Genomic DNA, 16,358 nt, shown 5'->3' on the forward strand with positions numbered 1-16,358 from the left:
AGGGGGCGTCCTTCTTAGAAGGGGGCGTCCTCGTCGGCCTGCGGCGCCAAGGCGGCGGCCAGCCTTGCGCGGGCGCCTTCCAGCCACTCCTCGCACACCGAGGCGAGCCGCTCCCCCCGCTCCCAGAGCGCGAGCGACTCCTCCAGCGTGAGCCCACCGGTCTCCAGGCGCTTCACCACCTCCGCGAGTTCGTCGCGGGCCTTCTCGTACGAGAGCGTCTCCTCCTGGGCCATGCGGCCAGCCTATGGGGTGCCGCCCTCTAGGCTCGCCCTATGGCTCTGGATACCTCCGCGGACAACCCGGTCCCCGTCAGGACGGTGCTCAACCTCGTCGGCGGGTGGATCGGCAGGCTCGGCAGGGTCTGGGTCGAGGGCCAGATCACCGAGCTGAACCGGCGCGGCGCCACCGTCTACCTGACCCTGCGCGACCCCGCGGCGAACATCTCCGTCCGGGTCGTCGGGGCGCGCGGGATCTTCGACAACCCCGCCGTGGTGGACGGCGCCCGGGTCGTCGTCCACGCCAAGCCCGACTTCTACGTCAACCGCGGGTCGTTCTCGCTGACCGCGATCGAGGTGCGCGCGGTCGGCGTCGGGGAGCTGCTGGCGCGGCTGGAGCAGCTCAAGCAGGTCCTGGGCGCCGAAGGGCTGTTCCGGCCGGAGCGCAAGCGCCCGCTGCCGTTCCTGCCCGGCACCATCGGGCTGATCTGCGGGCGGGACTCCGCGGCCGAGCGCGACGTGCTGGAGAACGCCCGCAGGCGTTGGCCGGCCGTCGCGTTCCGGGTCGAGCCCGTCGCCGTGCAGGGCGCGCACGCGGTCGGCGAGGTGGTCGAGGCGCTGCGCAGGCTCGACGGCGACCCCGCCGTGGACGTGATCATCATCACCCGGGGCGGCGGCTCCCTGGAGGACCTGCTCCCCTTCTCCGACGAGACCATGGTCCGCGCGGTCGCGGCGGCGCGCACGCCCGTCGTCTCGGCGATCGGCCACGAGCAGGACGCGCCGCTGCTCGACCTCGTCGCCGACTACCGCGCGTCCACGCCGACGGACGCCGCCAAGCGGATCGTGCCTGACGTGCGGGAGCAGCAGGCGCTGATCCGGCAGCTCAGGGACCGGGGCCGCAGGTCGGTGACGGGCCGGATCGAGCGGGAGCTGACCTGGCTGAAGGGGGTGCGGTCGCGGCCGGCGCTGGCCGACCCCGTCCGGGAGGTCGAGCGCAAGCACGAGCAGGTGCTCGCCGCGCGCGACAGGGCCCGCAGGGCGCTCGGGGTGGCGCTCGACAGGGCCGAGGACAGGCTGACGCATACGCGGGCCCGTCTCACCGCGCTGTCTCCGGCGGCGACCCTGGCGCGCGGGTACGCGATCGTGCAGCGGCCCGACGGCTCGGTGCTGCGCGCGGCGGGTGATCTGGAGGCCGGTGAGAGCCTTTGGGTGCGGCTGCCCGATGGGCGCAGGTCCGTGACCGTCGACCCCCTTGACCTGGAATCTGACGATCTCTAGCCTTTCCCGAACCTATTTCATCTTTTCGGGGGGCGCCCAATGCGGGACCGCCAGGCCAGGCTCGCCACCTTCGGCGCGTTCGGCATCCAAGGACTGTGCTTCGCCTCGCTGGTCACCCGGGTGCCCCAGATCCAGGACGCGCACCGGCTCAGCGACGGCGACCTGGCGATCGTGCTCCTGCTCGTCCCGGTGATCGCCGGGGTCGGCAGCACCCTTTCCGGCATGCTCTTCGCCCGCTACGGCAGCGCCGTCGTCCTGCGCGTCTCCCAGCCCGCGGTGTGCGTCGCCTCCGTCCTCATCGGGCTCACCGGCGGCGAGCTCCTCCCCCTGTACGGGGCGGTCGCGCTGTTCGGCCTCTTCGTCGGCGCCGTCGACGCCTCCATGAACGCCCAGGCCGTGGCCGTCGAACGGCACGAGCGGCGGAGCGTCATCTCCGGCTTCTACGCGGTGTGGAGCGTCGCGGGCATCGCCGGCGGCCTGTGGGCGTCGTTCGCCAACAGCCAGGACATGTCGCTGTTCACGGGCTTCGTCATCCCGTCGGCCTTGGGGATCGCCGGGGCGCTCGGCATCGGGAAGTTCCTCTACCGGCGCGCCGAGGAGGCCGGAGGGCCGTCGGCGGAGGAGATCAAGGCCGCGGCCAAGCAGGTGCCCTGGCGGCCCATCCTCCTCATCGGCATCGCGATGGGCTCCTTCTACATCGCCGACGCGGCCATCTCGAACTACAGCGCCAAGTACCTCGAGGACGAGCTCTCCGCGAGCGCCACCGTCGCGCCGCTCGCCTACGTCGCCTACCAGGTGGCGATGGTGCTCAGCCGGAGCATCGCCGACTTCGGGGTCCGCAGGTTCGGGCCCGTGCCCGTCGTGCGGATCGGCGCCGTCGTCGGGTTCCTCGGCATGCTCGGCGTGGTCGTCGCGCCGAACGCGCTCGCCGCGATCGCCGCGGTGACCGTCATGGGCCTCGGGGTCTGCGTGGTCGCGCCGATCTCGTTCTCGGCGGCCGACCGGGTTGACGGGACGGGCCTCGGCATCGCCGTCTCCCGGGTCAACCTGTTCAACTACGTCGGGTTCGTCCTGGGCGCGGGAATCATCGGCGCGTTCGCCCCCGCCGAGGGCGAGAGCAACCTCCGCCTCGCCTTCACCATCCCGGCCGGGCTCATCCTCCTGATCGTCCTGCTCGCCTCCTCCTTCTCCCCGAAGGTCCCCCCGAAGGTCTCCACCGAGCCGTCCCCGGCCTGACCCGGGCCGGCTCAGCCCAGCGCGGCGGCCAGCCGCCGGACCCCGGCCGGGATCCGCCGCTCGTGGATCCCGCCGTAGCCGAGGACGAGCCCGGCCCCGCAGCGCTCGATCGCGACGCCGTGCCGGGCCGCCCGCGCCTCGGCGTCCTCGGGCAGCCCGAGGATCTCGACGTACAGGTGCAGGCCCGCGCTGACGCCGTCGACGCGGGCCGAGGGCAGGTCCCGCGCCAGCGCGGCGACCAGGGCGTCGCGGCGGGCCCGGTAGAGCCTGCGGGCCCGGCGCACCTGCCGGTCGTACGCGCCCGAGGCCAGGAAGTGCGCCAGCGCGTGCTGCTCCACGACGGGGCCGCCGAGGTCGGTGAGCGCGCGGTGGCGGGCCACCGCCCCGGCCAGCGCGGCGGGCGCGGCCAGCCAGCCCAGCCGCAGGCCCGGGGCGAGCGCCTTGCTCACCGAGCCGAGCAGCACCGTGCGGTCCGGGGCCAGCCCCTGGACGCAGCCGACGGGATCGCGGTCGTAGCGGAACTCGGCGTCGTAGTCGTCCTCGATGACCGTGCCGCCGACCGCGCGCGCCCAGGCCACCAGGGCGGCTCTGCGCGCCGGGGACAGCACGACGCCCGTCGGGAACTGGTGGGCCGGGGTGACGAGCACCGCCCGCGCGTCCGTCCGGGCGAGGGCCGCCACGTCCAGCCCCTCGGCGTCGACCGGCACCCGGACGAGCCGGACCCCGGCCTCGGCGAGCATGGGAAGCTGCCGCTGTGACGTGGGGTCCTCCACCGCGAGGGGCCCGCCGTGCAGCCGCGCGACCGTGGACAGCCCGTGCGCGACGCCGCCGGTGACGACGATCCGCTCCGGCACGGCGTCGGCGGCGCGGACCCTCCGCAGGTAGCCCGCGAGTTCCTCGCGCAGCAGGGGAACGCCCGCCGGGTCGGGATAAGCGAAGTCGTCGTGTGCCATCGTCTCCAGCGCGCGCTTGTGCGCGGCGGCCCAGCGCGCGCGGGGGAATCCGGAGAGGTCGGGTCGGCCCGGACGGAAGTCGAACTCGACCGCCGCGGCCGGCTCCTGCGGGCCGCCCACCTCCTCGGCCGCACGGACCGCGGCCGACGCGACCCGGGTCCCGTCGCCCGTGCGCGCCAGCAGGAAGCCCTCGGCCACGAGCTGCTCGTAGGCCGCCACCACGACGCCCCGCGAGACCCCGAGGTCGGCGGCGAGGCCGCGGGACGAGGGCAGCCTTGCCCCGCCCGCCAGCCGTCCCTCCCTGACCGCCGATCGCAGCCCTTCCGCGAGCTGCGCCGCGAGCCGTCCCGCCGCCCGGTCGATCGCGATGTGCAGGTCCGCCACTTCCGCCCCTTCACGTACCGCCCGCCGGAACCCGATTGGGCCCCGGCTCCGTAGGCGGGAGCCGGTGGCCGGTCGGGGCCGTGCGCCGAATGGTCCTGAATTCACGGTGTTGATTGGCTCTCAGTTTCGGGCCGATCGGCTCCTAACGTCAGCGGCATGGCGAAAGACGCGAGGTTCGCGGCCGGTGCGGCCGCGGGAATGGTCCTGGTCGGCACGATGGCCGCGGTGTCGGCGACGGTGACGGCCTATCCGGTGCTCATGGGGCAGGCGCTCAGATACGGGGTCGCGGCGGCCGTCCTGCTGCCGCTCGCCGCCCGCGCCCAAGGCTCACCGCCCAAGGGCGCGCGGGAGTGGGCACTGCTGGTCGCGCTGGCCGCCTCCGGCCTCGCCGGGTTCAACTACTGCCTCGTGGAGGCCGTCCGGACTGCCTCCGCGGCGACCGTCGGCGCGGTGCTGGGCTGCGCGCCCCTGGTGATCTCCGTCGCCGCTCCGCTCGTCCAGCGGCGCAGGCCGTCGCGGCGGATCGTGGGCGCGGCGCTGATCGTCAGCGCGGGGGCGGCCCTGGCCGGCGGGCTCGGAGGAGGCGATCTCCGGGGCCTCTCCTACGCGCTGGGAGCCTTGGCCGGGGAGGTCCTGTTCTCCCTCCTGGCCGTCCCCCTCCTGCCCAGGCTCGGCGCCGTGAGGCTGTCGGCGTACGCGGTGGCCGCGGCCGTCCCCCTGCTGGCCGGGGCCGCGCTGCTCACGGGCGAGTCCTTCCGGGTGCCCTCGTTCGCCGAAGGGGCCGCCCTGCTCTACATCGGGCTGGTGATCACCGTCGTCGCGTTCCTGCTCTGGTACCGGGCGCTGGGCCGCCTCGGCGCCGACAGGGCCGCCCCGTACGGCGGTCTGATCGCCGTCTCGGCCGCGGTCTCCACCGCGGTCGTCGGCGCCGGGCTCCCCTCGGCCGCGGAGATCGCGGGCTGCCTGCTGGTCGCCGTGGGCGTGACCTGCGGGGCGATCCGCCCAGGGCGACCCTTTACCCTTAGACGGCCTGCCGAACGAGATGTGCGAGGGATGAGATGGCCGATTTCGTACACACCGAACTGCTTCCCCTGGGGAAGGACACCGAGACGGAGTACCGGCTCCTGACCACCGAGGGTGTGTCGACGATCGAGGCCGCCGGGCGCACCTTCCTCCAGGTGGAGCCCGAGGCCATCCGGCTGCTCACCGAGACCGCCATCCACGACATCCAGCACCTGCTGCGCCCGGCCCACCTCGCCCAGCTGAGGAAGATCCTCGACGACCCCGAGGCCTCCCCCAACGACCGCTTCGTCGCGCTGGACCTGCTGAAGAACGCCGGCATCGCCTCCGGCGGCATCCTCCCGATGTGCCAGGACACCGGCACCGCGATCATCATGGGCAAGCGCGGCCAGAACGTGCTGACCGACGGCAATGACGAGGCCCACCTTTCGCGCGGTGTCTACGACGCCTACACGCGGCTCAACCTGCGCTACTCCCAGATGGCCCCGCTGACGATGTGGGACGAGAAGAACACGGGCACCAACCTGCCCGCGCAGATCGACCTGTACGCCACCGACGGCGACGCCTACAAGTTCCTGTTCATGGCCAAGGGCGGCGGCTCGGCCAACAAGTCGTACCTGTACCAGGAGACCAAGGCCGTCCTGAACCCCAAGCGGATGATGTCCTTCCTCGAGGAGAAGATCCGCAGCCTCGGCACGGCCGCCTGCCCGCCGTACCACCTGGCGATCGTCGTCGGCGGCACCTCGGCGGAGACCGCCCTGAAGACCGCGAAGTACGCCAGCGCCCACTACCTGGACTACATGCCCACCGAGGGCTCGATCGGCGGCCACGGCTTCCGCGACCTGGAGCTGGAACAGCAGGTCTTCGAACTCACCCAGCAGCTCGGCATCGGCGCCCAGTTCGGCGGCAAGTACTTCTGCCACGACGTCCGCGTGATCCGGCTGCCCCGGCACGGCGCGTCCTGCCCCGTCGCGATCGCGGTGTCCTGCTCGGCGGACCGCCAGGCCCTGGCGAAGATCACCGCCGAGGGCGTCTTCCTGGAGAAGCTGGAGACCGACCCGGCCCGCTTCCTGCCCGACACCACCGACGACCACCTCGACGACCAGGTCGTCCGGATCGACCTCAACCGGCCGATGGCGGAGATCCGCGAGGAGCTGTCGCGGCACCCGGTCAAGACCCGCCTGTCCCTTTCCGGCCCGCTCGTCGTGGCGCGCGACATCGCGCACGCCAAGATCAAGGAGCGGCTGGACGCGGGCGAGGGCATGCCGCAGTACCTCAAGGACCACGCGGTCTACTACGCGGGCCCGGCCAAGACCCCCGAGGGCTACGCCTCCGGCTCCTTCGGCCCGACGACCGCCGGGCGCATGGACTCCTACGTCGAGGAGTTCCAGGCCGCGGGCGGCTCGCTGGTGATGCTCGCCAAGGGCAACCGCTCCCAGGCCGTCACCAACGCCTGCAAGGCCCACGGCGGCTTCTACCTGGGCTCGATCGGCGGCCCCGCCGCCCGCCTCGCGCAGGACTGCATCCGCAAGGTCGAGGTGCTGGAGTACCCCGAGCTGGGCATGGAGGCGGTCTGGAAGATCGAGGTCAAGGACTTCCCCGCCTTCATCGTCGTCGACGACAAGGGCGAGGACTTCTTCGCCGACACCACGGGCCCCGTGCTCACCATCGGGCGCCGCTGACGCCCGGTCATCCCCGTGTCCGGAGCCTCATCAAACTGAGTCCTGCGGTCATTGCATACGGTGTCTGACAAGGCGGACGCTCCTGTATGTTGTCCGGCATGACTGAGACGGTGGACTTCGTATTGGCGAAGCGCTACCGCCTGCTCCAGGCTCTCGGACACGGGGCGATGGGCACGGTGTGGCGAGCCCACGACGAGCTCCTCGAACGCGATGTGGCCATCAAGGAGATCCGGTTCCCCTCGGAGCTGGACGAGGCCGATCGCGTCGTGTTCTACCGCCGGACGCTGCGCGAGGCACGAGCGCCCGCGCGCGTCCGGCACAAGTCGATCATCGAGGTGTACGACGTCGTGCAGGAGCACGCGCGGCCCTGGATCGTCATGGAGCTCATCGAGGCGCCCACCCTTGAGCAGCACATCAAGGAGAACGGTCCGCTGCGGCCCGACGAGACCGCGGCGATCGGCCGCCAACTCGTCGCCGCGCTGGCCGAGGCGCACGCCTCCGGTGTGCTGCACCGCGACATCAAACCCTCCAACGTGCTGCTCGCGCCCGGCCGGGTCGTCCTGACCGACTTCGGCCTGGCCATCACCAACGGCTCGTCGACCATCACCAAGGTCGGCACGTTCGTGGGCTCGCCCGCGTACGTCGCGCCAGAGGTGGCCCGCGGTGAGAAGGCGACACCCGAGTCCGACCTCTGGTCCCTCGGCGCGACCCTCTACTGCGCGGTGGAGGGCAGGCCCCCGTTCGACCACGAGAGCGTGATGGCGACGCTGTCCGCGGTCCTCACCGAGGACCCGAACCCGTCGCACCGCTCCGGCGAACTCGGGCCGATCATCAGCGGGCTGCTCCAGCGCAACCCCCGACGCCGCCTCACGCACGCCCGCCTCGCCGAACGGCTCGACCGAGCCGCGACGCCCAAGCGCAGTGCAGCAGGTCAGTCACCCGGGGAAAGCATGGTGAACGCCTTGTCCTCAAGCGGGATGCCCAGCCGCCGCAGCGGCGCTCACCGGGCCAAGCAGAACCGGCCGAAGTCCTCCAAGCCGCTCGTCTTCGGCGGGCTGGCCCTGCTGGGCGTCGGCGCGGTCGTCGCGGCGATCGTCGCCCTCTCCGGCGGCGATCCCGAGCCGCCCGCCGCCGAGCCCAAGGGCCAGGTCGGCACGAACGTGAGCGCCACGCCGGACGTCCTGGTCGTCAAGGCCGACGGCGGCGCCTGCAAGCTGACGATCCTGGCGGGCGAAGGGGGCGGCGCGGCCGCCTCCGACGTGCAGAACACCACGATCCCCGACGGGGAGTTCTTCCGCTCCAACAAGGTCCCCATGGACGTGACGGTCAGCGACGGCGAAGTCTGCCAGGTCACGATCAACGGCAAGGCCAAGGAGCCCGCTGCGGGCGAGCAGACCTACGTGGGCATCGACCGCGAGTAGCCGCTCCGCCGTGCCCCCCGCGCACGGCGGAGCCGGCCGGCCGCTCTTGCCGGACCATGTCGCCAGGGCCGTTGCCGGAATGTCTTGCTGGAATATCTTGGCCGCCCGCGGCGTCTGACCCGTCATGGGCGACTTTCGGGTTGAGCACGATTCGATGGGCGAGGTCCGGGTTCCGGCGGACGCCAAGTGGCGGGCGCAGACCCAGCGGGCGGTGGAGAACTTCCCGATCTCCGGCAGGCGCCTGTCGGGGCCGCACATCCGGGCGCTGGCGCTGATCAAGTCGGCGGCCGCGCGGGCCAACGCCGAGTTGGGCGTCCTGCCCGCCGACCTCGCCGACGCGATCGCGGCAGCCGCCGACGAGGTCGCCGAGGGACGCTGGGACGCCGAGTTCCCCGTCGACGTCTTCCAGACGGGCTCCGGCACCTCCTCGAACATGAACGCCAACGAGGTGATCGCCACCCTCGCCGAAGAGCGGCTCGGACGCCCCGTCCACCCGAACGACCACGTGAACGCCTCCCAGTCGTCCAACGACGTCTTCCCCTCCTCCCTCCACCTGGCGGCCACCGAGGCCGTCGTGAGGGATCTGGTGCCCGCGCTGGGGCATCTCGCGGACGCGCTGGCGGCGAAGGCGACGGAATTCGCGGATCTGGTCAAATCAGGGCGCACCCATCTCATGGACGCCACGCCCGTGACGCTCGGGCAGGAGTTCGGCGGATACGCGGCCCAGATCCGCTACGGCATCGAACGGCTGGAGGCGGCGCTGCCCCGGCTCGGTGAGCTCGCGCTCGGCGGCACCGCCGTGGGCACCGGCATCAACACGCCCGAAGGGTTCGCGCCCAAGGTCGTCGCGCTGCTCGCCGAACGGACCGGACTGCCCGTCCGCGAGGCGAGGAACCACTTCGAGGCGCAGAGCGCCCAGGACTCCGTCGTCGAGACCAGCGGAGCCCTGCGGACCGTCGCGGTGAGCCTCAACAAGATCGCCAACGATCTGCGCTGGATGGGGTCCGGGCCGCGCGCCGGACTCGCCGAGATCCGGCTGCCCGACCTCCAGCCCGGGTCGTCGATCATGCCGGGCAAGGTCAACCCCGTCCTGCCCGAGGCCGTCACGATGGTCGCCGCCCAGGTCGTCGGGAACGACGCGGCGATCGCCTTCGGCGGCGCGGCGGGCTCCTTCGAGCTGAACGTGCAGCTCCCCATGCTCGCGCGCAACCTGCTGGAGTCGATCTCGCTGCTCGCGAACGTCGTCCGGCTCTTCGCCGACCGTTGCGTCACCGGCATCGAGGCCGACGTCGACCGCCTCGCCGAATACGCCGAAGGCTCCCCCTCGATCGTCACGCCCCTCAACCGCCACATCGGCTACGAAGAGGCCGCCAAGGTCGCCAAGCAGGCCCTCGCCGAACGCAAGACCATCCGTCAGGTCGTCCTGGAGCGCGGCTACATCGAAGCCGGGAAGCTCACCCTCGAAGAGCTCGACACCGCCCTCGACGTGCTCCGCATGACCGGCCGCCGCTGAGACGGCCCGGCCCACCGCCCGACGGCCTGCCCGTCGCGCGGTGGGCGGGTGTGGAGCGCCGTCGCTAATACCAGTTGTGGGCGCCGAAGTGGGACCAGGCGCCGCACGGGTTGCCGTAGCGGGACTTGATGTACTTCAGGCCCCACTTGATCTGCGTCTCGGGATTGGTGCGCCAGTCCTTGCCGGAGGACGCCATCTTCGAGGCGGGCAGGGCCTGCGGGATGCCGGCTGCGCCCGAACCCGCGTTGTGGGCGCGGTGACTCCAGCCGCTCTCGTGCGCCCAGAGGCTGCGCAGGCAGGGCCACTGCCGGTCGCGGTCCCAGCCGTAGCGGCCGACCATCTTGTAGCCGAGGTGCCTGTTGTGCTCGGCGTGGCCCCTCTTGCCGTGGCCCCGCCGGGGACCTTCGCGGCCTTCACGGTCGTCATGGTCACGACCGCCCCGGTCCCGGCCGTCGCGGTCGTCGTGGTCCCGGCCGTCCCGGTCCCGGCCGTCGCGGTCGCCGTCGCGGCCTCGGTCGCCCTCGTGGTCGCGGTCGCCCTCGTGCCCACGGCCGTTCTCGTCGTGATCGCCGCGGCCGTCGCGGTCGCGGTCACCGTCGTGGTCCCGGCCGTCGTGGTCCCGGTCACCGTCGTGGTCGCGGTGCTCGCGGCCCTCGTCGTCGTGGTCCCGGCCGTCGTGGTCCCGGTCGCCCTCGCGGCCCTCGTGGTCGCGGTCGCCGTCATGGTCGCGGCCGTCGTGGTCGCGGTGCTCGCGGCCCTCGTCGTCGCGGCCGTCCCGGTCGTCGTGGCGGGAGTCGTAGCCTGCCGTCTCGTAGCCCCGGCCGTCGTGGTCGCGGCCCTCGTCGTCGTGGTCCCGGCCGTCGCGGCCTCGGTCGCCCTCGCGGCCCTCGTGGTCGCGGTCGCCGTCAGGGCCGTCGCCGTCGGAACCGTCGCCGTCACGGTCGTCGCGGTCTCCCGGGCCCTCGTCGTGGCGATCGTCGCGGTCGTCGCGGCCGCGGTCGTCGCCGTCCGGGCCGTCGTCGTCGCGGCGGTCCCAGTCGGGGCCGTCGCGGTCGTCGTCCTCGGCCAGGGCGGTGGACTTGTCGCGGGAATCGATCGGCTGCTGCGCGTGGCGATAGCCGGAGGTGGTCGGTGCGGACTCCGCGGCGGCGGCGTGCAGCGCGGGCGCCAGCAGCGCCGCGGACGCGGCGAGCGTGACGGTCACGCGGCGGACACGGGCGGGGACCTGGGACATCTGCGAGCGTTCGTTCACAAACGGTTCCTTTTTCGGTCGCGGCACCGGCCGGCCCGCGAACGTTTCCCGCCCCGTACGACGCGCCCGCCTAGACGGGCCTGCCGGACGCCGCTGCATGAGGCCCGGCGGGCCTCCGGGGCGCTGGCGGAGCACGGGGTCGCCCGTGCTCCGCTCACCGTGTGAGGTGACACGCTGCTATCCATCACCGCAAGCCGGGCATAGTGATCATCGCGGCGGCGCATCGGAACCGCGCCTTGGATGATCATCGGCGTGTCATGACCCGGCCGTGCTGATCTTGACGTGCCGTTTGCGCCCCTTCGGCGAGGCCGGTGATCGGGCGCGCGGAATCCCGGCGCCCGATCACGCGGACTGCGAACTTCGTTTCGGCCGTGCCCGGGGCACGGAAGCGCTCCGGTGTGCTTCCGCGGCCTCGCGTGCGGGCCGGAGAGTGCGGCCGAGCCCTGGCGGCGTCGCCAAGGCACCTCGACTGCCGTGTCGGGTGCTGGGGCTCAGCGGAGGCCGCGGCTCAGTACCAGCCGGTCGCGGCGGAGTGGGACCAGGCGGTGCAGGGCGTGCCGTAGCGGGACTTGATGTACTTCAGGCCCCACCTGATCTGGGTCGCGGGGTTGGTCCGCCAGTCCTTGCCCGAGGAGGACATCTTCGACGCGGGAAGGGCCTGCGGGATGCCGCCGGCGCCCGACGACGGGTTGTAGGCGCGGTGGTTCCAGTGGCTCTCCTTGTCCCACAGCTTGGCGAGGCAGCGGAACTGCGCCCTGGACCAGCCGCGCTTGGCCACGAGCTTCTTCGCGATGGCCTGGTTGCGCTGCTTGCGGGTGAGCTTCTTCTCGGCGGTCGGCGCCTTCGCGACGGCGACGGAGCCCGTCTCGGCGGAGGTGACGACCTTCTGCGCGGACGCGGCCTGCGCGGGCAGCGCGGAACCGAGTCCGAAAACCAGCCCGGAGGCCGTAACGACCGCGATCTTGCGGGCGATACCCCGGTGAACGGTACGACCGTTGCGGGGGGCCTGGGGGGAGGTCTGTCCGGACATAGGGGTTTCCTTTCGTCAGCCGGACGCCGGTCGCATCGCAGGCAGAGGCCACCCCGGGCAGAACCGTCACGCACGGGGCATGACGGACCGGGTTCCGGGAGAAGAGCGCGCGGCAGCGCGCAGGCGCGGACCGAAGGGTCCGCTCATCCGAGGTGGGCGCGGCGGGAGAGGCGTTCGCGCCTCATGGGGGTCCGCCGCTTATGGGATTGTGCGGCACTGCCTCGTGCCGAGATACGGCCCGCTGCCGGAACGATCCGGGCGGTGGTTGCCGGGCCTGGTGACCGGGCGCCTTGAGAGACCGGCTTGGCCGGGGCGCCCGAGCGTCGGCCCGGGAGTCGCGCCTAGTACCAGTGGTTCGACTGGAAGTGCGACCAAGCGCCGCACGGGGTGCTGTAACGCCCCTTGATGTAGCCGAAGCCCCACTTGATCTGTGTGGCCGCGTCGGTCTGCCACTTCGGGCCGGCCGACGCCATCTTGGTACCGGGGTTGGCCTGCGGGATGCCGTAGGGGCCGTTGACGCTACCGGCGGTGGTGCGCCAGCCGCTTTCGGCGTTCCACAGGGAGTACAGGCAGCCGAACTGGGTCTTGGGGTCCCAGCCCTGGCCCTTCATCATGCCCTTGGCGATCGCCTGCGCCGTGCCCGGCGACACGGCGGGTCCGGCCCCGCCCGTCACTTCGGCGGGCTCGGTCGGCTCGGGCGTGGGCACCGTCTTGTTCTTCAGCGTGGGGACGGTGTCCTTCGCCGCGGCGGCGATCGCGCGGTCCTTGAGCGCCTTCTTCTGCTCTTCGGCCGTCAGCGGCTTCGAGTCAGGGGCTTCTTCGTCCTTGGGCGCAAGGGTGGCGACCGCCTGGGTGGAGCCTTCCGCGTCGTCGAGCCCCACGATGACGGCCGCGGCCACTCCGGCCACGACGAGGGCGGCCGCGATGCCGCCCGCGATCAGGAACTTGCCCTTGGCGCCCTTGCGGTCGCGGATGACCAGATCGAGTGGTTCGCCCTCGGGGTCGGTCAACGGTGTACCGGCCACCTTCACGTCGGGATGCGGACTCTCGGGACCCGCCGGGTCCCAGGCCGTTGGAGGCGCCTGTGTCGTCACCGTCGAACTCCCTTCCCCAGCGCGCGGTCAAAGTGCGGTCATCCGGAGCCCAAGTGCTCCGGCACACACCCTGCCGCAGGGGCGGGGGTGCTCCGCAAGCGGAACGGGCTGTTCGGACACGCCCGGACCGTTGTCAGCGTGCCGGAAAAACCCCGCAAACACCGGTGGAGCTGGGATTCCAGGTTTCGGGCGGAAGTTGTGTGATTGTCGTCACATAACTCGCCACAGAAAGGGCGATGTGACCCTTGGCACCCAAAAATGTGACCGCCCGTGCCGTGGCCCGGGCGGTCGGTGATCGAGAAACCGGTGCTAGGCACCCATGTCATTGAGCAGATCGGTCACCAGCGCGGCGATCGGCGAGCGCTCGGACCTGCTCAGCGTGACGTGCGCGAACAGCGGGTGACCCTTCAGGCGCTCCACCACTGCCGCGACGCCGTCGTGCCTGCCGACCCGCAGGTTGTCACGCTGCGCGACGTCGTGGGTGAGCACGACCCGCGAGTTCTGGCCGATGCGCGACAGCACCGTGAGCAGGACGCCCCGCTCCAGGGACTGCGCCTCGTCGACGATCACGAACGAGTCGTGCAGCGAGCGGCCCCGGATGTGGGTGAGGGGCAGGACCTCCAGCATGCCGCGGTCCAGAACCTCGTCGATCACCTCGGGGGTCGTCACCGCGGACAGGGTGTCGTAGACGGCCTGCGCCCATGGCGACATCTTGTCGTTCTCCGAGCCGGGCAGATAGCCCAGCTCCTGCCCGCCGACCGCGTACAGCGGCCGGAAGACGACGACCTTGCGGTGCCGGCGGCGCTCCAGGACCGCCTCCAGGCCCGCGCAGAGGGCGAGGGCGGACTTGCCCGTGCCGGCCCGGCCGCCGAGCGAGACGATGCCGATCTCCTCGTCCAGCAGGAGGTCCAGCGCGATCCGCTGCTCGGCCGAGCGACCGCGCAGGCCGAACGCCTCGCGCTCGCCGCGCACCAGCCGCACCGACTTGTCGGGCAGCACCCTGCCGAGGGCCGAGCCGCGCGAGGACAGCAGCCGCAGGCCCGCGTGGACGGGCAGCTCGCGGGCCGCGTCGAGGTCGAGGCGCTGGGTGTCGAACAGCTCGTCCACCTGCTCGGCGGACACCTCGAGCTCGCGCATCCCGGTCCAGCCGGTCTCCACGACCATCTCCGCCCGGTACTCCTCGGCGGTGAGGCCGACGGCGGACGCCTTGACCCGCAGCGGCAGGTCCTTGGAGACCAGGACGACGTCCTTGCCCTCCTTGGACAGCCAGCGGGCCACCGAGAGGATCCTCGTGTCGTTGTCGCCCAGGCGGAAGCCGTCCGGAAGGACGCTGGGATCGGAGTGGTTGAGCTCCACGCGCAGAGTCCCGCCGAAGTCGCCTATCGGCAGCTCGTCGTCCAGCCGGCCGTGTTCGACCCGCATGTCGTCGAGCGAGCGCAGCGCCTGACGGGCGAAGTACCCGAGTTCCGGGTGGTCCCGCTTGGCCTCCAGCTCGGTGATCACGACGATCGGGATGACGACCTCGTGCTCCGCGAACCGCGTTATCGCGGCCGGGTCGGAGATGAGGACGCTCGTGTCGAGGACGTAGGTGCGCCGCACGGATGCGGATCGCGTGGAGGGAATGCCCACTCGCTCTCCTTCGGACGCTGGGGAAGCGCCCTTACCTGGGGGTTTGCTACCTCGGCTCCTGAAAGCGAACATCCCCGGCATGACAGCTGCATGACGGGGACGTGAACACGCAGTTCGAACCTGCGCGAGAGCCGGTCAGGTGCCGAAGCGACGGTGCCGCGCGGCGTAGGAGCGCAGGGCCCGCAGGAAGTCGACCTTGCGGAAGTCCGGCCAGTGGACCTCGCAGAAGTGGAACTCCGAGTGGGCGCTCTGCCAGAGCATGAAGCCCGAAAGCCGCTGCTCTCCCGAGGTCCTGATGACGAGATCGGGATCGGGCTGGCCGCGCGTGTAGAGATGCTCGGCGATGTGCTCAACATCGAGGCGCTCCGCAAGCTCCTCGATGCTGGTGCCCTGAGCCGCCCCCTCCAGAAGCAGGGAGCGAACCGCATCAGCGATCTCACGTCTACCTCCATACCCAACGGCGACGTTCACAATCAGTCCGTCCCTGTTGGATGTGGATTCCCCTGCCTTTTTAAGGACACGCGCGGTGTTATCGGGCAGGAGGTCGAGTGCGCCGACGGCCTGGACGTGCCATCCGTCGGTCACGAGCCCTTCGACGGTCTCCTCGATGATCCGCAGCAGGGGGTCGAGTTCGCGGGCCGGGCGCGTGAGATTGTCGGTGGACAGCAGCCAGAGGGTGACGACCTCGACGCCCGCCTCGGTGGACCACCGCAGCAGTTCGGAGATCTTGTCCGCGCCGACCCGGTGCCCGGAGTTCACGTCGGCGAGGCCCATCTCGCGGGCCCACCTGCGGTTGCCGTCGAGGATGACCCCGATGTGCCGGGGGACCTGGTCCTTGGGCAGGTGCTTCTCCACGCGGCCCTCGTAGAGCCGGTAGGCGAGGTCGCGGACGGCCCCGTAGAAGCGGCTGCTCTTGATCCGCGCCTTCGTGCTCCGTCGGACTGCCATCGCGTGGATTTCCCCCTCACTCGGCCGGTCAAAGGCCGATGACTCATTATCGCCGTTAATTACGCGATGTCTCCAAGTTCGTACGATCCATCCGGGAGAGCATTGGTTCGAGCCCGGCGCGTCCGGCTTCGGCGAGGACCGTCCGGACGAAGTCGGCGAGCTCCCCCGAGGTCAGCACCGCCCTGACCCCGCGGCCTCCCCCGTCCCACGCCTCGACGACGGCCCTGCGGACCACGCGCCAGTCTCCCCTTCCGCGGGCCCCCTCCCGCGGCACCCAGACCGGTGAGTCGCGGATGACGCAGCTGAGCTCGCTCTCGCCTCCGCCCCGCTGATCACGGCGGAAAGCGAACAGTTCGCCCTCGGGCGGCAGCCCTTCCGCATCGGAGCCTGCGGCCTCCGTGCGGGCCCTGTCGAGCCTCTCGGCGGCCCGTCCGAGGAAGTAGGCGCACCCGGGTCCGACGGCGCCGAACGGGCTGCCGTTCCTGCGCAGTTCGAGGCGGACCTCGAAGGGCCGCCCGCGCCTGTCGCACGTCGGCACGGGGCGGACCGTGAGCGACGAGCCGTCCACGCAGCGCAATGATCCCATGACGTTCGGTTACCCACCGATGTGGCCGAACCCACACTCCCGAAGAGGCGCGGAAACTGTCCGATCCGAAAAGTGAAAGCTACTGTCAAAATCTATCTACTTTCAAATCACAGTGAC

14 protein-coding genes are annotated in these 16,358 nt (G+C 71.7%); 6 read left to right on the plus strand and 8 right to left on the minus strand.

The genetic code is table 11. From position 1 onward, the window contains the following. Positions 1–14: 14 nt before the first annotated feature. Positions 15–233 (minus strand): exodeoxyribonuclease VII small subunit, encoded by a 219-nt coding sequence (locus tag ACYVOM_RS04155; RefSeq protein ID WP_460301854.1) that lies wholly within the window; start codon positions 231–233, stop codon positions 15–17. A gap of 39 nt (positions 234–272) precedes the next feature. Between ACYVOM_RS04155 and xseA the strand changes: the two genes are divergently transcribed. Continuing rightward, positions 273–1,493 (plus strand): exodeoxyribonuclease VII large subunit, encoded by a 1,221-nt coding sequence (gene xseA, locus ACYVOM_RS04160; protein ID WP_460301855.1) that lies wholly within the window; start codon positions 273–275, stop codon positions 1,491–1,493. Between the two features lie 39 nt (positions 1,494–1,532). Beyond that, on the plus strand, positions 1,533–2,729 hold the full coding sequence (locus ACYVOM_RS04165; protein WP_460301856.1) for an MFS transporter: 1,197 nt from the start codon (positions 1,533–1,535) through the stop codon (positions 2,727–2,729). An 11-nt stretch (positions 2,730–2,740) separates the two neighbouring features. Here ACYVOM_RS04165 and pdxR read toward each other — a convergent pair whose 3' ends face one another. Beyond that, positions 2,741–4,066, minus strand: coding sequence for a MocR-like pyridoxine biosynthesis transcription factor PdxR (pdxR, locus tag ACYVOM_RS04170; protein WP_460301857.1), 1,326 nt, complete (start codon positions 4,064–4,066; stop codon positions 2,741–2,743). Positions 4,067–4,222: 156 nt separating this feature from the next. Between pdxR and ACYVOM_RS04175 the strand changes: the two genes are divergently transcribed. The 4 genes from ACYVOM_RS04175 (at position 4,223) to ACYVOM_RS04190 (ending at position 9,702) form a co-directional block, all read left to right on the plus strand. After that, a complete protein-coding gene (locus ACYVOM_RS04175; protein WP_460301858.1) occupies positions 4,223–5,194 on the plus strand; it encodes a DMT family transporter in 972 nt (323 codons plus the stop codon). Then, positions 5,125–6,768 carry a fumarate hydratase gene (locus ACYVOM_RS04180; protein ID WP_460301859.1) on the plus strand — a complete coding sequence of 548 codons (1,644 nt, stop codon included), beginning with the start codon at positions 5,125–5,127 and terminating at the stop codon, positions 6,766–6,768. The genes ACYVOM_RS04175 and ACYVOM_RS04180 overlap by 70 nt, the downstream gene beginning before the upstream one ends. A gap of 98 nt (positions 6,769–6,866) precedes the next feature. Beyond that, positions 6,867–8,189, plus strand: coding sequence for a serine/threonine-protein kinase (locus tag ACYVOM_RS04185; protein WP_460301860.1), 1,323 nt, complete (start codon positions 6,867–6,869; stop codon positions 8,187–8,189). A 124-nt stretch (positions 8,190–8,313) separates the two neighbouring features. Next, the gene (locus ACYVOM_RS04190; protein WP_460301861.1) at positions 8,314–9,702 is read left to right on the plus strand and encodes a class II fumarate hydratase; all 1,389 of its coding nucleotides are present in this window, start codon (positions 8,314–8,316) and stop codon (positions 9,700–9,702) included. Positions 9,703–9,766: 64 nt separating this feature from the next. On the opposite strand, the gene ACYVOM_RS04195 is transcribed toward ACYVOM_RS04190, so the two are convergent. The 6 genes from ACYVOM_RS04195 to ACYVOM_RS04220 all read right to left on the minus strand — a co-directional run bounded on the left by ACYVOM_RS04195 (position 9,767) and on the right by ACYVOM_RS04220 (position 16,241). After that, the gene (locus ACYVOM_RS04195; RefSeq protein WP_460301862.1) at positions 9,767–10,954 is read right to left on the minus strand and encodes an aggregation-promoting factor C-terminal-like domain-containing protein; all 1,188 of its coding nucleotides are present in this window, start codon (positions 10,952–10,954) and stop codon (positions 9,767–9,769) included. A 508-nt stretch (positions 10,955–11,462) separates the two neighbouring features. Beyond that, positions 11,463–11,984 carry an aggregation-promoting factor C-terminal-like domain-containing protein gene (locus tag ACYVOM_RS04200; RefSeq protein ID WP_460301863.1) on the minus strand — a complete coding sequence of 174 codons (522 nt, stop codon included), beginning with the start codon at positions 11,982–11,984 and terminating at the stop codon, positions 11,463–11,465. A gap of 341 nt (positions 11,985–12,325) precedes the next feature. Continuing rightward, entirely contained in the window at positions 12,326–12,994 is a 669-nt protein-coding gene (locus ACYVOM_RS04205) for an aggregation-promoting factor C-terminal-like domain-containing protein (RefSeq protein WP_460301864.1), read from the minus strand. A 393-nt stretch (positions 12,995–13,387) separates the two neighbouring features. Next, positions 13,388–14,707, minus strand: a complete 1,320-nt coding sequence (locus ACYVOM_RS04210; RefSeq protein ID WP_460301865.1) for a PhoH family protein — start codon at positions 14,705–14,707, stop codon at positions 13,388–13,390. 135 nt (positions 14,708–14,842) lie between these two features. After that, the gene (locus ACYVOM_RS04215; RefSeq protein WP_460301866.1) at positions 14,843–15,655 is read right to left on the minus strand and encodes an isoprenyl transferase; all 813 of its coding nucleotides are present in this window, start codon (positions 15,653–15,655) and stop codon (positions 14,843–14,845) included. 55 nt (positions 15,656–15,710) lie between these two features. Further along, on the minus strand, positions 15,711–16,241 hold the full coding sequence (locus tag ACYVOM_RS04220; protein WP_460301867.1) for a hypothetical protein: 531 nt from the start codon (positions 16,239–16,241) through the stop codon (positions 15,711–15,713). Between the last annotated feature and the right edge of the window lie 117 nt (positions 16,242–16,358).

Source organism: Actinocorallia aurea (genome assembly GCF_054783995.1).

What these genes read in the sequence shown, in the direction of transcription:
- ACYVOM_RS04215 (WP_460301866.1), bottom strand. Translation starts at nt 15,655, where the DNA reads ATGGCAGTCCGACGGAGCACGAAGGCGCGGATCAAGAGCAGCCGCTTC.
- xseA (WP_460301855.1), top strand. Translation starts at nt 273, where the DNA reads ATGGCTCTGGATACCTCCGCGGACAACCCGGTCCCCGTCAGGACGGTG.
- ACYVOM_RS04155 (WP_460301854.1), bottom strand. Translation starts at nt 233, where the DNA reads ATGGCCCAGGAGGAGACGCTCTCGTACGAGAAGGCCCGCGACGAACTC.
- ACYVOM_RS04190 (WP_460301861.1), top strand. Translation starts at nt 8,314, where the DNA reads ATGGGCGACTTTCGGGTTGAGCACGATTCGATGGGCGAGGTCCGGGTT.
- ACYVOM_RS04165 (WP_460301856.1), top strand. Translation starts at nt 1,533, where the DNA reads ATGCGGGACCGCCAGGCCAGGCTCGCCACCTTCGGCGCGTTCGGCATC.
- ACYVOM_RS04220 (WP_460301867.1), bottom strand. Translation starts at nt 16,241, where the DNA reads ATGGGATCATTGCGCTGCGTGGACGGCTCGTCGCTCACGGTCCGCCCC.
- ACYVOM_RS04180 (WP_460301859.1), top strand. Translation starts at nt 5,125, where the DNA reads ATGGCCGATTTCGTACACACCGAACTGCTTCCCCTGGGGAAGGACACC.
- ACYVOM_RS04185 (WP_460301860.1), top strand. Translation starts at nt 6,867, where the DNA reads ATGACTGAGACGGTGGACTTCGTATTGGCGAAGCGCTACCGCCTGCTC.
- ACYVOM_RS04175 (WP_460301858.1), top strand. Translation starts at nt 4,223, where the DNA reads ATGGCGAAAGACGCGAGGTTCGCGGCCGGTGCGGCCGCGGGAATGGTC.
- ACYVOM_RS04200 (WP_460301863.1), bottom strand. Translation starts at nt 11,984, where the DNA reads ATGTCCGGACAGACCTCCCCCCAGGCCCCCCGCAACGGTCGTACCGTT.